This is a genomic window from Nocardia asiatica NBRC 100129 (assembly GCF_000308415.1).
GTDB lineage: Bacteria > Actinomycetota > Actinomycetes > Mycobacteriales > Mycobacteriaceae > Nocardia > Nocardia asiatica.
On record NZ_BAFS01000410.1, the window covers coordinates 1 to 12,261 of the forward strand.

Sequence of the window (12,261 nt, forward strand, 5' to 3'; positions counted from 1 at the left end):
AGAGATATCTGACGATAGCCGGGTAAATCACTCCCACTCCAACGGAGCCCCCATGCGAATCCGCATTGCCCTGATTGCCCTGTCCGCAGCCGCCCTGTCCCTAACCCCGTGGCCCTCCAATGCCGCCCCGTGGCCGGGCTGGACCGACGGCCAGCAGATGGAGGTCCGCCTCCTGCTCGGCGGGGTCAACAGGCAGTTCCAGCCCGACATCATCGCCACCGCCAACGGCGCGTGTGCCGTCCTGCGCGCCGACGGCAAGACCGCTGCTCTGGATTACCTCGGGGAGCGGGGTTACTTCGCGGGCTACCAGCGTGGCTACACCCTCGGGGTGATGGTGGACGTGACCTGCCCCGAACTGCTCGGCGTGATCCGGTGACGATCACTCTCGCGTTCGACGTGCCCGATCAGTGCCGCGAGACGTTCGCTCGCGAGCTGGAGCTGTTGCAGTACGCGGCGGAACCGCTCGTGGCCTGGCTGGAACGCCACGGCGGAGGGATGCGCCGCGTGTCCCACACCGACACGCTGTGACCCGCGTAACACGACCCCGCTGTTCGCGATGAGCAGCCCGACAGCCTGTACACAGGGCTATCCAATCGCAGGGGGGAACCCTGCCCAACCCCGAGGGGAATCAATGACCGGTCCGCAGTACCCGCAGCAGCCATACGGCCAGCCGTACCCGCCGCAGCAGCCCTACCCGCCGAGGAAGCGGAAGGTGTGGCCGTGGATCCTGCTCGCCGTCGTCGTGCTCGTGTTCGGCGGGTGCGTCGCACTGATCGGCGCCGCGGGGAACGAAGCCGCCAAGGCCATCGACGCGGCCGCGAGTTCCGTCCAGTCCGCAGCCGAATCCCCGGACGCCCCGATCCCCCCGTTGACCCCGAAGGCGTCCGGCAAGGGCAAGACGGTGGTGTACGAGATCATCTCTGACTCCGACCTGAGGTCGGTCACCTACTGGGATGAGAACTCCGAGCTGCAACAGCTGAACGGTGCGGACGCTCCCTGGTCGTTGACGATCACCAACACCTCCACGGCGGTGATCGCGGGAGCGGGCGCGCAAACCAACGGCACCAGCGTCACCTGCCGTGTCACCGTCGACGGGAAGGTGAAGGACGAGAAGACCTCCACCGGGAAGTACGCCGTCGTCAACTGCACGGGCTAGCCTTCTGAACGCAAAGAAGCCGCCCCGGACGAATCCGAGGCGGCCTTTTTGTGTCGTCAGGCGCTGGTGATCCCGCACCAGGCAGCGAACCCGCGCACCGTGTCCGACGCCCGAGCCTCCTGGCGGGCCAAGGTGCGGATCGTCTCGTGCACCATCGGGTGATAGCGGGTCTGCGTCGGTGCGATCTTCTTCGCGATCTGCAACGCCGAGAACGCGCCCTCCCGATCGCCGTGCAACAGGAACCCGCGCGCCAGGTCGATGTAGTGATGCCCCAACCGTTCCCGAGGCGTCTCCGCGGGCAGCTGGAGGTCCTTCGCCCGCTTCACCGCCTCCGTGCCGTCCATCGCCTCCACCGCCAACCCCACCGACCAGATGTCGACGTTCGTCGGGCCGAAGCACAGACGGTAGTCGTCGCGGTCCACACCGATCCGCTGGGCGGTTTCCCTGGCCTCGGCCAGGTGGTCGTCTGCGACATCCTTTCGGCCGGCCCGCGCGGCCGCGAGACCGGATTTCAGGTGCAGGTTGCCCCAAACGCTGAGCAACGTCGGATCGCCCTTGCCCAGTTCGCTTTCGATCTGTTTGCGGCTCTCCTCGAGATACTTCGCGGCGCCGTTCCAGTCGGCCGCGCAGATCATCTCCCCGGCCCGCTGGTAGTCGCCCACCAGCACGGCCAGTAGATCGCCGGAGCGTGCGGCAGCCCACTCGTACCGGTCCACCGCCAGCGAGGACAGGTCGATGTAGCCGAGCTTGTACACCACCTGACTGGTGGCCGCGTACGCCTCGGCGAGGAGGCCGAAGACCCGCTCCTGCTCGGTGCCGTCTGCCGACCACCACGCCACCCGAAGGTCGTGCAGCAGTTGCGGGATGAGCTGACCGAGTTCATCGAGCTTCACCATGTGCCGCAGCTGTGAAGCTCGCGCGACGTCCTTCGCCAAATCATCGATCGGGCGCGGTGGAACGTCTTCCGGGGGAAGACGGTAGGTGGCGAGTTCGCGCCGGATCTCGGGGATACCGGCGTGCATCTTCTGCTCGTCCGCTGTGCTCGCCGGGCTGATCTTCTCGTACAGGTCGTCGGTGCTGACCTTCAACGCCCGCGCGCACGCCGCAGTGAACGCCGACGAGGCGGGCACCTGGCCTTGCTCGACTCGTCGGATCAGGGATAGGGACACGGTGTCCGAGTACTTCGCCACCTCTTGCGCAAGTTTCTCCTGCGTCCAGCCGCGGAGCTTGCGGGTGGCCCTGACCTTCTGGCCGACGCGGTTGTCTGTGGGTTGGGTCATCACGCTCACGATCCCTATTGGACTCTGCCCCCACTCACAAAACTAACAACCTTTTTGTTAGTTCGCTGATCTTCACTGATCGATGCTGGTCACAGCACCCGATGTCGGGCTGATCCCGCCCCCCGACGCGAGAGGTCGCGAGGTTCATAGCCAGACGCGACCACCGGCATCGGGTGCCCTCAACTCCAGAACACACAACGCGCCAGGGGGTACCAGATGCCCGAGTATTTGCCCGTCCTCGTCGTCGGAATCGGCCTCGCCTTAGTCGCCGCCGCCGTCTACCTCGTTGCCCTGCGTCGGCCCGAACCGCGGCCGCGCCACGAGAGCGACGTCCGATGACCACCCTCGCCGACGCCGACCAGTGGCGCCACACCCACCGACTCTGCCACCACGACGGGCTGTTCCGGTCCATCGCCGAGGCACGCTTCGTCTCCAACGTGCACTCCGGCCACGGCCCCAGCTGCAAGCAGTATCTGTCCGCGCACGCCTACAGCCTCGGTTCAGGAGATGGCGGCGACCATGACAGCTAAGCGGCCGATCGGGGAAGACTGCCAGGACGCGCTGTTCCAGTGGTTGATCGATGACGAATGGGCGCGCGGCATCGTGAAGATCCACGAAGGCTGCGAGCCGCCGTGCCCTCGCAAGCAGAGCGCCCTGGACCACCTGTCTCAGGTGAGTGGCCGATGACGCCCCGCTGGGTCGGCGACGACTGCCGCCAGAAGCCCCCCGCGAACATGCCGGAGAAGCGCGCGCAGGGCATCCTCGCCATCCACGAGAAGTGCGACCCGCCGTGCCCGCGCAAGGTCGGCGCGTTGAAGCGGCTGGGGATGTGGGAGGGGCCGGAGCCCGAGTCCTCACCCGCTCGCGGAGGGCGTCCCACGCCTCCGGTCCGCATCCGCCAGTCCTGACGGCCGCTGAAGACTTCCCCGGCATCCGTCGGGGATACCAAGGAAAGAACCGAACGAAAGGGATCGACGCATGAAGCTGTACACCCCGGGTCCGGACGGCAACTCGAGCGACAACTGGAACGAGGACCCGCGCGGTGTCGACGCGCCGAAGCGTCGGCTCGGCGAGGACGTCCGGGAGATCAAGACCCAGGACTGAGCCCCAGAATCTTCGCCGTGTAAACACCGCAGGCACGGCGGAGGCCGCCCCTCGATCCTGATGCGTGGATCGGGGGGCGGTTTGGTGTCCGGACACGACAACAGCCGCCCCACAGGTACGAGACCTGCGGGGCGGCTTTGTGTCGCGAGTAGTCGACTACTCAGAACACGGTGACCTCCGGCCAGTCCGGGTGGTTCCCGTCGAGCAGTGTCGTGGGGATGCCCTTGATGTACTGGTCGAGGAACGCGCGAGTGAACAGGGTGTGCAGCGTCATCGCCCGCGCGGGGTTGATACTGCCGTTCAGGTCAGCGGTTTTCACCGTCAACAAGCCCACGTCGGTGAATGCGTAGTGCTTGGTCCCCGCGACCTCGAGCATGTGCAAGGGGCCGTGAGCGGTGTTGCGGAAGGTCGCCCAGGAGGCGTGTTCACCGCCGACCAGGTAGTTGTCGCCGAGGTTGATGTCCCCGGACAGCAGCATCACCGGCACCTGCACGCCGTTGTTCTGGGCGTGGTTCTCGGTGCCGTCGTAGCCGGCGGTGCCGTCGAGGACTGCGACCGCCTTCACCCGGGTGTCGTGGTAGGCGGTCTCGAGCGCGGTGTACCCGCCGTAGGAGTGGCCGACCGCAGCGATCTTGCTCAGGTCGGCTTGGTTGCCGATTCCGTTGGGGAGGGTGGGCAGCTGGTCCAGGATGAAATCCACATCGCCCATGCGGGCGGTCAACACCTTCTGCCACTGATTCGAAACAGCACCGCCGTTCTGGAGCACAACACCGTTCGACTGCTCAGTCACGATCGACTCGTACGTGTGGCTCAGCGTCAGCACCAGGTAGCCATGAGACGCCAGCTCCTGCGCCAGGATTGAGGCGTGGTTGCCGGGGATCCCGAACCCTGGCGAGAACACCACCACGGGCAGGGCGCCGAGATCCGTTGACACCACGGCGTCCTTCACCGCGCGGGTGTCGCGCGCCCGGATGTTGCCGAACATGGTGGTGTTCGGGTCCACGTTGCCGAAGAACCCGCCGCACTTGATCGCACCGGTCCAGAACTGCTTGGAGCAGCCCGCGTTCTCCAAGCCGTTGACGAGGTTCAGCGCCATCGTCTCGTCGTAGCTGTCGACGTTCGACAGGTACCGCGCCACGGCGCCGGTGGACGGTGTCGGATACCAGGCGGTGACGCTGACCTTCCTCTGGCCCGAGCCCGTGATCGGGTCAGTGCGCGCGGTGTCTGTCAGGAACAACCGGCGGTTTCCGACCCCGTGGGGTCCGGTCATGGCGGGCAGCAGGGTAGCGGCCACGGGGGCACCTCGTTTCGATTGGCAGATTTCGAGCATTTGTTTCCGCGTTTCTCTGACGCACCGCCCATGTGAAGGGCATGATGTTCGCGCGCGGTGCCACGTCGGGGGACGTAGCCGAATGGCTGATGCCGGGCCGCGCACCACATCGAGGGATGAGGAACCCATGAAGAGGCTTGCGCGTACAGCGGTAGTCACAGCAATCGCCGCGATCGGTGTCACGCTCGCGGCGGGGAACGCCGGCGCCTACGAGACGGGCGTGATCATCGGGCGGGATAACTGCCAGGAGGTCGCCCGGCACTACCGGTCGCTGGGGTATTCGGCGCGCTGCAACCACATCCACGGCGACCGCTACTACGTGTTCTACGAGAAGTCGAACCGGCCGAGCACCGGCAGCTTCGGCAGTTAGGTGACGCGCACGTAGGTGTTGGTGCCGGAGCTGACCGAGCCGAAGTTTGCCTGGGTGGAGACGACCTCGACGGTGATGTTGTCGCCCGTGGCAACCGTCTGTCCGGTCGCCAGAGCGGTTGACGTCCCGGAAGTGCCGGTGGCGCCGCTGCCTGTCGCGACCACCACATTGTTGACCTTGATGCGGACGGTCACCGTCATAGACAGTGACGCCGTCCAAGGGATGTTCGCGGTGATCGTGGCAGAGGAGTTCGCGCCCTGAACCACCAGACCATCGCTGGAGACGGTGCTTCCGGGATAGTTGGTGGTGTCGGCGGTCCAGCTGAGGATCTTCGTGTAGCTGGCGGGGATGGTGAAGGTCCCGTTCTTGGTCATCCCGCTCGGCAGAAATGACGCGAGCGCTCGAAGGACGAACATGTCACGTCCCCTCTGACTATGCCCAGAGGCAGAGCCTTAGTTCCATGTGCCGAACAGGTAGACCTTGAGGCCCTTGCCCGGCGTGGTTCCGACGGCGGTGATCTGCACTCCGATCCGGTCGCCCACGGCGAACGACTGGGAGATCGTCGACGCTGTGCGGTTGGCGTCGGTGCCGCTGCCGTCGGCTTGGTTGGCGGCCGAGATCGTCAGGTTCGAGTTGGTCACCTGCGAACCGTTGCGCCGCACCTCCACAGTGGTGTTGCCGGAGGCGTCAGCGGTCTCGAACTGGTACACCGCCTTGGTGAGCGTGAACGCGCGGCCGACGTACATCCCCACCGTCCAATCGCCTGATCCTGTGGCGCGGGTGGTGTTCGGACTGGTCGCGACGAATACGAAGTCGCACGGGACCGTGTTGGGTGATGGGGTGCGGGTGTCCGACAAGCGGGCGTCGTTACCTACAGCAGCGGTAGTCGACGTCGTGCCAAACGCGGACGCGCTGAACGTCGGCGCCGCCGCGGTCCCGGCGAGGACGCCGGCCAGCTGCACTACACCCTTCGCGCCGGTGGTGGCGTCCGACACCGCGAGAGTGCGGTTCGCCGACAGGTCCCCGCCGCCGGTCAACGGGGCGGTGGTGCTGATGGTCCGCGTGGTGTCGACCTTGCTCGCCAAACCCGGAACGGTTGGGCTGGCTGCCGTACCGCCGAGGTCGCCGGTCAACTGCAAGATGCCCTTCACGCTGGAGGTGGCATCCGGCGCCGCTGGGCCGGTCGCGCCGATGTCGCCTTCCGGGATGCCGAGATCCAGTTCCCACACCGGCGGTCCGCCGCTGACCGCTGCCGTCGCGGAGGAGCCCGGCGGGAGTGTGGTGACCGTGCCGATGTTCAGGTCGAACGAGTTGACCGCTGCTGCCGCCGCATCGGCCGATCCGTCTGCCGCTGTCGCACTCGCCGCAGCCGCAGTTGCGGCATCGAGCGCGTCCTGGATCGCAGGCACCTCGACCGGCGGGAGGAACGACCCGTTGGACAACCCGAACGTCAGTTCGTTGCCGTCGATGCTGACCGAGACGACCGAGTTGCCTTGAGTGACGGCGTTGCCGGTGCTGGAGGGCACCGGAGACACCAGCGTCAGATCCACCAGCCCCACGGACCCCTCGTCCGGGTTCTCAGGATCCGGGCCGGGGGTGTATTCGGGTACGTTGAAGCTGAACGGCGCGATCGGGACCGGTGTGCCGAGGTAGGACAGGTCGAAGCTGACCGCCCATGTCCAACCGGACGGGTTCATCGTGCCCGCGACGGGAGCCACCAGGTAGACGCCGCGTTCACCGCGCCACGTCAGGTAGCCCTCGTCGTCGAGGACCGCGGTGAAGTACGGATGGGCCAGCGGCGCCACCGTGGCAGGCGGGTTGGCGGTTGTCGCCAGGAACTTCGGCACGCTCGCGGTGAACGTCACCCGCCCCTCCAGCGGAGGGAAGTCCGGTATGACACCGACGTCCGGGGAGTCGATGATGCCCGCCAGCAGCCGCCCGACGACCTTGCCGTACTCCAGCGGGGCCAAGGGATTCGTCATGCGCACCCCAACTTGTCGAGACCGGAGAGGATCGTGTCGGCGGCATCCCGTCGCGCTTTCGCCTGCTCCGGCGTCAGGTTCGGGTTCGGCGGATTCACCTTGATCGAGGTAGCGAACACCTCATAGAGGGGGCAGAGGATCTCGGTGGAGGTTCGCTGCTGAACCTGTCGGATCTCGCGCTGGTTCGTGTCGACCTGTTGATACAGCAGCGCCCCGCCCACGGTCAGTCCGAGATCCAGGACGATGCCGAAAACAGCGGCCGACAACACCATTCGCGTGGAATGCAGCCCCTTCTGCTGGGTTTCCAGGCTCTTGCGCTGCTCCTCGAGTTCGTCGATGACATGCTGTTGGGTGTCGGCGCGCTCGGACAGCACGCTGACCGCGGCGGTCAATTCCTCCACTGCCGACACCAGCTGCGTCTGATCCATCACGGCTGCGGCCCTTTCTCGCGAGGCTGCTTGATCTCCGACTCCAGATCGTTGATTTGGTGCGCCAGGTCATCGAGCAGAGTCCGCAGGCGGCCCACGGTTTCGTGGGTCTGCCGCAGCGTGTTCTCGATGCTGTCGTTATCACGCATGTATTTGTCCGGCATCACAGCCGCCGTCGCTCGTGCATGGTTTCGAACGCCTCCCGAATGGCGTCAGTTGCTCGCACAAGCTCCCCGGCGAGCTTGTCGTTGATGAGTTTGTTGAGTTCCCGTAACTCGACCTCGAGCCGATCACCGCGGGTGACTTCCTTGTCGTAGGCGGCGTCAGCGCGGGCGATGGCGTCGTGGTGCGACGCCGTGATCCGCTCGATCTCCGCGGCATGGGAGGAGACGAGGGAGTTGAACAGCTTGTAGACGGCATAGATACAGATCGCTGCAATGGCGCCGATAGCGCCGTACTGCAACAGCGAGTCGGTGCCGACAGGCACCGGCTCACCGTCCGCTTCGGCCGCCCAGAGCCGTAGGAGCACTACCCGCGCTCACTGGGCATCCCCGCGCGCTGTTTTGCGTCCGGAGTGACCTTCGTGCGCGCGACCTCCGCGGCGGGAATACCAAGGACGGCCGCCAGGATGACGAGGATCATGTCCGCCGAGAACTCATCCACCACGCCGCGGACGACGAGGTATCCCGCGATGCCCACCAGAACCGGCCACAGGAGGACACGGATGGGCTCGGTGCGCAGGGTGGAGAGGATCTTGCTCATCACTTACCGCCTTCGGTTTTCGCAGGAATGGGTTCGATGCCGTGCTTCTCGAGCAGGGCGGCGAGGGCTTCGACGACCGTCCGGTTGCCCAGTGGGGGCCAACGGGTCGGCTCCCCCTTGCGCTCCCGGGCGCCGGGCCCGATGAGCTGGTCGAGGATCAGGCCGTTGTAGAGGTCCATGTGGAACAGCACGTCGCGGACAGTGACGTCATGCCCCTGCCAGTTCTGGAACTTCTCGTCGAGGAATGCCATATCGGCTCCAATCAGTGGGGAATTCGAGAATTCGGCGACGTCGGCGGTGAAGACATCCCACGGGAAGTGCGGCCCGACGTCGGTGTGGTCTCCGATGCCGAGGCAGTCGGTGACGTAGCGGTGATCGGAGATGCCCTCGCCGCGGCGATACGGCGGGGCGATGACGGTTGGCGCGAACCCATACTTCTTGGCGTCCTGCACCGCCAGCCACGCGGCGATCCGGATGTCGTCACGGATACGCAGCCACTCCGCGCGACTCCATCCCGCGCGAGAACCGGCGAAGCACAGGTTGATCGTGAACGGATTCGCGTCCAGCACAGACCAGCTCGCGAGGTCGGTGTCGACCACGTCGACCACGACCCGGTCGCGCACGGTGTAGTGATAGGAGACACCGTTGTTCGGGTTGTTCAGGTAGCCCGCAAGGCTTTCCGCGGAGCCGTTGCCTTCCTGGGTGTGCAGCAGGAAGTTGGTGACACGGGCACGGCCGCGGCTGGACCCCGACCGTCCCATGCGGTCGAGTTCGATGTACTCAGGTTTCATGAATTCCCTTACTGGAATAGCGGCATCGCGTACACAGTGAGGAACGCGATGTCGGAGACCGTGCTGTAGTTGGCGGTGCCGAACACCCGGATCACGCGCACGTAGAAGGTCTGGGTCTGCCCTGCCGCCACGACCGCCACATTGCTGGCCGGGGACAGCGTGGACTCGAATCGGGGTACCAAGCGCGTCCAGATGTAGTTCGCGCTGGAGAATCCTCGGCCGTAGGCGACGATCGGGCCGTCCTCCGCGCCGGAGCGCACCTCGATATCGAGCCTGGAATCCCCCACCGTCTGGGTGTGGATCTGCATCGGCACACGCCCGATGACGTAGGGCCGCCACGCGAACGGCTGCGCCGGAACCGTCATGGACGCGATGGTGCGGGGCGCGTCCGCGGAGTTGGATGCTGCGGCGAACCGGTTGCCGCCGATGGTCCACGGCCCCCGCCATGTCGGAGACGCCGCGGGCACGAACTTCGACAGGGTCGAATCCCACTGGAGCACCATGTGGTCCGACAGCGCCACCGTGGAGGTGTCCACATCGGAGGCGTCCTGGATTCGGCCAGCCACACCCGGGTCACCATCCGGTCCGGTCGCACCCCGGGGAACGGTGATGGTGAGGACTTGGTTCGGGGAGGTTCCGGTGAGTTCGGCGTCCGCGTCGGTACCCACCGCACCCGTCACCGCTACACCAGTCAGAACGTTCGGTGGTCCTTGATGTCCGGTGCCCTGGAAGGCGTCGGTGAACGGGATCCACATTCGGCCGTCCCACAACCGGAGTTCGTTGGTGGCGGTCACCCACCAGGCTTTTCCCTTGTCTGCGAACGTCACTGTGATGGCGTCGAGCGCCGCCTGGTCCGCGACCGCGCCCATGAAGATGAACCCGTAGGACGGGTAACCCTGAGGGCCTTGCAGCCCTTTCGGGCCGGAGCGGATCTCCAGGCGGCCCTCGTCGTCGTAGATTTCGAGCGAGTTGACGGTGCACGGGAGTTCTTCGCTCTCGACGATTCCCGCCATGGTGATCTGGACGTCGCGGTCGTAGACGATGCCCATATGGCTCCTTAAGGGGATTCGACCGGATGGGCCCAGACGGTGATGTTCGCTCCCGCGCGCCGGTAGCTGTAGTTGCCGGTGCCGAGGTTGCGGCGGATGACGACATACAGGGTCGTGGCCGTGTTGGGGGCGATGGTGCCGGTCGTGGACCCGGGCGTGAGCGTGGACGCGAAGTAGGGCCGCAGCCGCGCGAACCACTCGATGTACACGGCGCTGGAGACACCTCGGGCGACGATGTCACCGGCTGCGGAGCCGATACGCACCTCCAGGTCTACCCTGGTGGACCAGTCCGTCGGCACGGAGTAGATCGTGGCCCCACCGGTGATGTAGGGCCGCCACCGGATCGGCAATGCCGGAATGTTGATGGTGGCGATCGTGTTCGGGTTGGTGGAGACGTTGGTCAGGTCGGCGACGAACCCGGACGACGGATTGTCCCAACTCTGTGCCTCGAGCACGCTCCACGGTCCTCTGTGGCCCGGCCATTCCGTCGGCGTCCACTTGCTCGTGGAGGTGTTCCAGAGCGGGATCATGCCGTTGGTGTGGGTGATCGTGTTGTCGTAGTCGGTGGAGTTCCTAATCGGTCCGGGTGGGCCGGTGAGCCCCTTCTGTCCCGTCCCGCCGCGGGGCACAGTCAGGTTGAGCGTCTGACTCGGCGGTGTGCCGGTGATAGACACGACCAGCGGGGAACCGACGGCACCGGTGGTCACGGTGCCGATCGTGAGAGTGTTGACCTGGCCCGTCTGTCCGAGCCCGCCGAAGGCGTCGGTGAACTGGATGAACTTCGTGCCCGTCCAGAACATCACACTGTTGTCCGACAGCACCCGGAAGGTGAACCCGAACATCGCTTTGTTCAGCAGCGGGATCAGCGCATCGAGGGCTGCGCGGTCGGCGACGTCGCCCTGCCAGCGGAACGGCGTCCCCGGCTCACCCTGCGGCCCATCCGGTCCGATGGCCCCTTGCAGGTTCTCGTACGAACCGTCCGCCGGCGTGCCCTCCAGCGAGGTGACGATCCCCGGATTGCCGACGCCTTCGTTGATGCCTTGGAATTGGGTGGCGTCGAAGTAGTCGCCGACGGTGGTCACAAGCTCACCGGCATCGCGTAGACGGTCAAAGACGCTCCTGACTGGCGGTATCCGATCGTCCCGGTCGTGGAACCTTGGCGTTCGACCATCACCACGATCTGACTCGCGTAATTGGCGGGGACCACGGCGTAATCACTGGAGGGGCTCATGCCCACCGAGTTGGGGTTGCCGTAGTGCTCGGTGATTTCGATCATGTCCCAGAACGTCTGCCACGGGTTGGCTCCGATGCCCAGCGCCACACCGGTCTCGGAATACAAGCGCGGGAACACGAACGCATGGCACTGGCCCGAGTTGTCGTTGTACAGCTGGATCGCGCCGAACACCTGCGGGCGCCAAGCGAACGGCAGCGCAGGCATTGAAGCTGTCAGCACCTTGTACGAAGAGACCGCGCCGCTGGCGTCCGCGGCGAATGCCGATGAGTCCCAAAACCACGGCCCGTATCCGTTCGGTGGCGGGGTCGGCGCAAACCTGCGGGTGGTCCGCTTGAAGGCGAACATGCTCCGCTTCACCGGACCTTGAGTGGAGTCGTAGTCCGGCGATGTGGTGATCGTCCCTGAACTACCCGGCGCACCGGTCGCGCCGCGGGCTCCCGCGGGGACGGTGAGTTGGATCGTCTGATCGCTGGAGTTGACCGGCTTGACCTCCACACCGGCGACGGTGATCGTCTCGTCGGCCACCACATCCAACGCGGTCAGCGTGTTCCCGGGGGGCAACGGGCCCCTGTGAGCCGACGGAGTCCGCGCCGAGATTCACCCACGAGTCGCCATCCCAGAAATCCATCGAGTCGTCATCGAGGCGGTGCCACCACTTGCCGCGGTCAGCCGCCGTTAGCCCGCCTGGCCGCGCACCTACGTTGGCGAGCTCGCCGACCTTGATGAACGGGGCTTGCGGATCTCCGGGGATGCCCTGGTCACCCCGAGGCCCTCC

At 65.9% G+C, this 12,261-nt stretch carries 20 protein-coding genes; 8 read left to right on the plus strand and 12 right to left on the minus strand.

Features of this window, described 5'->3' with window-relative positions:
* Nucleotides 1-52 precede the first annotated feature (52 nt).
* From ON27_RS30785 to ON27_RS30790, 3 genes are all read left to right on the plus strand, one after another.
* The gene (locus ON27_RS30785; RefSeq protein WP_157227446.1) at nt 53-376 is read left to right on the plus strand and encodes a hypothetical protein; all 324 of its coding nucleotides are present in this window, start codon (nt 53-55) and stop codon (nt 374-376) included.
* The gene (locus ON27_RS43335) at nt 373-528 is read left to right on the plus strand and encodes a hypothetical protein (protein WP_157227448.1); all 156 of its coding nucleotides are present in this window, start codon (nt 373-375) and stop codon (nt 526-528) included. Before ON27_RS30785 ends, ON27_RS43335 begins: the two co-directional genes overlap by 4 nt.
* A gap of 103 nt (nt 529-631) precedes the next feature.
* Nucleotides 632-1,156 carry an MmpS family transport accessory protein gene (locus ON27_RS30790; protein ID WP_043735613.1) on the plus strand — a complete coding sequence of 175 codons (525 nt, stop codon included), beginning with the start codon at nt 632-634 and terminating at the stop codon, nt 1,154-1,156.
* 56 nt (nt 1,157-1,212) lie between these two features.
* Here ON27_RS30790 and ON27_RS30795 read toward each other — a convergent pair whose 3' ends face one another.
* Nucleotides 1,213-2,436, minus strand: a complete 1,224-nt coding sequence (locus ON27_RS30795) for a helix-turn-helix domain-containing protein (RefSeq protein WP_043735615.1) — start codon at nt 2,434-2,436, stop codon at nt 1,213-1,215.
* A 335-nt stretch (nt 2,437-2,771) separates the two neighbouring features.
* Between ON27_RS30795 and ON27_RS30800 the strand changes: the two genes are divergently transcribed.
* The 4 genes from ON27_RS30800 to ON27_RS45450 all read left to right on the plus strand — a co-directional run bounded on the left by ON27_RS30800 (nt 2,772) and on the right by ON27_RS45450 (nt 3,540).
* Nucleotides 2,772-2,966 (plus strand): hypothetical protein, encoded by a 195-nt coding sequence (locus tag ON27_RS30800; protein ID WP_043735617.1) that lies wholly within the window; start codon nt 2,772-2,774, stop codon nt 2,964-2,966.
* Nucleotides 2,956-3,123, plus strand: a complete 168-nt coding sequence (locus ON27_RS43340; protein WP_157227449.1) for a hypothetical protein — start codon at nt 2,956-2,958, stop codon at nt 3,121-3,123. The genes ON27_RS30800 and ON27_RS43340 overlap by 11 nt, the downstream gene beginning before the upstream one ends.
* Complete coding sequence (locus ON27_RS30805) at nt 3,120-3,344, plus strand: hypothetical protein (RefSeq protein ID WP_043735619.1); 225 nt, start codon at nt 3,120-3,122, stop codon at nt 3,342-3,344. The genes ON27_RS43340 and ON27_RS30805 overlap by 4 nt, the downstream gene beginning before the upstream one ends.
* A gap of 70 nt (nt 3,345-3,414) precedes the next feature.
* The gene (locus tag ON27_RS45450; protein WP_280473501.1) at nt 3,415-3,540 is read left to right on the plus strand and encodes a hypothetical protein; all 126 of its coding nucleotides are present in this window, start codon (nt 3,415-3,417) and stop codon (nt 3,538-3,540) included.
* Between the two features lie 160 nt (nt 3,541-3,700).
* Here the strand turns inward: ON27_RS45450 and ON27_RS30810 are convergent, their stop codons facing one another.
* Nucleotides 3,701-4,834 (minus strand): alpha/beta hydrolase family protein, encoded by a 1,134-nt coding sequence (locus ON27_RS30810; RefSeq protein ID WP_043735622.1) that lies wholly within the window; start codon nt 4,832-4,834, stop codon nt 3,701-3,703.
* Between the two features lie 163 nt (nt 4,835-4,997).
* Here ON27_RS30810 and ON27_RS30815 point away from each other — a divergent pair, with 163 nt between their 5' ends.
* Complete coding sequence (locus ON27_RS30815) at nt 4,998-5,240, plus strand: hypothetical protein (RefSeq protein ID WP_043735624.1); 243 nt, start codon at nt 4,998-5,000, stop codon at nt 5,238-5,240.
* On the opposite strand, the gene ON27_RS30820 is transcribed toward ON27_RS30815, so the two are convergent.
* From ON27_RS30820 to ON27_RS30855, 10 genes are all read right to left on the minus strand, one after another.
* Entirely contained in the window at nt 5,237-5,614 is a 378-nt protein-coding gene (locus ON27_RS30820) for a hypothetical protein (protein WP_043735626.1), read from the minus strand. The two genes, ON27_RS30815 and ON27_RS30820, sit on opposite strands and share 4 nt — an antisense overlap.
* 78 nt (nt 5,615-5,692) lie before the next feature.
* A complete protein-coding gene (locus ON27_RS44190; protein ID WP_043735629.1) occupies nt 5,693-7,222 on the minus strand; it encodes a hypothetical protein in 1,530 nt (509 codons plus the stop codon).
* Nucleotides 7,219-7,614 (minus strand): hypothetical protein, encoded by a 396-nt coding sequence (locus ON27_RS30830; protein ID WP_157227450.1) that lies wholly within the window; start codon nt 7,612-7,614, stop codon nt 7,219-7,221. The genes ON27_RS44190 and ON27_RS30830 overlap by 4 nt, the downstream gene beginning before the upstream one ends.
* A gap of 35 nt (nt 7,615-7,649) precedes the next feature.
* Nucleotides 7,650-7,814 (minus strand): glutathione S-transferase family protein, encoded by a 165-nt coding sequence (locus ON27_RS43350; RefSeq protein WP_157227452.1) that lies wholly within the window; start codon nt 7,812-7,814, stop codon nt 7,650-7,652.
* On the minus strand, nt 7,814-8,137 hold the full coding sequence (locus ON27_RS30835) for a hypothetical protein (protein WP_157227454.1): 324 nt from the start codon (nt 8,135-8,137) through the stop codon (nt 7,814-7,816). Before ON27_RS30835 ends, ON27_RS43350 begins: the two co-directional genes overlap by 1 nt.
* Before the next feature lie 41 nt (nt 8,138-8,178).
* Entirely contained in the window at nt 8,179-8,412 is a 234-nt protein-coding gene (locus tag ON27_RS30840) for a hypothetical protein (RefSeq protein ID WP_043735635.1), read from the minus strand.
* The gene (locus tag ON27_RS44445) at nt 8,412-9,203 is read right to left on the minus strand and encodes an N-acetylmuramoyl-L-alanine amidase (RefSeq protein ID WP_218003074.1); all 792 of its coding nucleotides are present in this window, start codon (nt 9,201-9,203) and stop codon (nt 8,412-8,414) included. The genes ON27_RS30840 and ON27_RS44445 overlap by 1 nt, the downstream gene beginning before the upstream one ends.
* A gap of 8 nt (nt 9,204-9,211) precedes the next feature.
* Nucleotides 9,212-10,252, minus strand: coding sequence for a hypothetical protein (locus ON27_RS44450; RefSeq protein WP_051047145.1), 1,041 nt, complete (start codon nt 10,250-10,252; stop codon nt 9,212-9,214).
* 8 nt (nt 10,253-10,260) lie between these two features.
* On the minus strand, nt 10,261-11,334 hold the full coding sequence (locus ON27_RS30850) for a hypothetical protein (RefSeq protein WP_043735638.1): 1,074 nt from the start codon (nt 11,332-11,334) through the stop codon (nt 10,261-10,263).
* Nucleotides 11,331-12,047, minus strand: a complete 717-nt coding sequence (locus ON27_RS30855; protein ID WP_043735640.1) for a hypothetical protein — start codon at nt 12,045-12,047, stop codon at nt 11,331-11,333. Before ON27_RS30855 ends, ON27_RS30850 begins: the two co-directional genes overlap by 4 nt.
* Between the last annotated feature and the right edge of the window lie 214 nt (nt 12,048-12,261).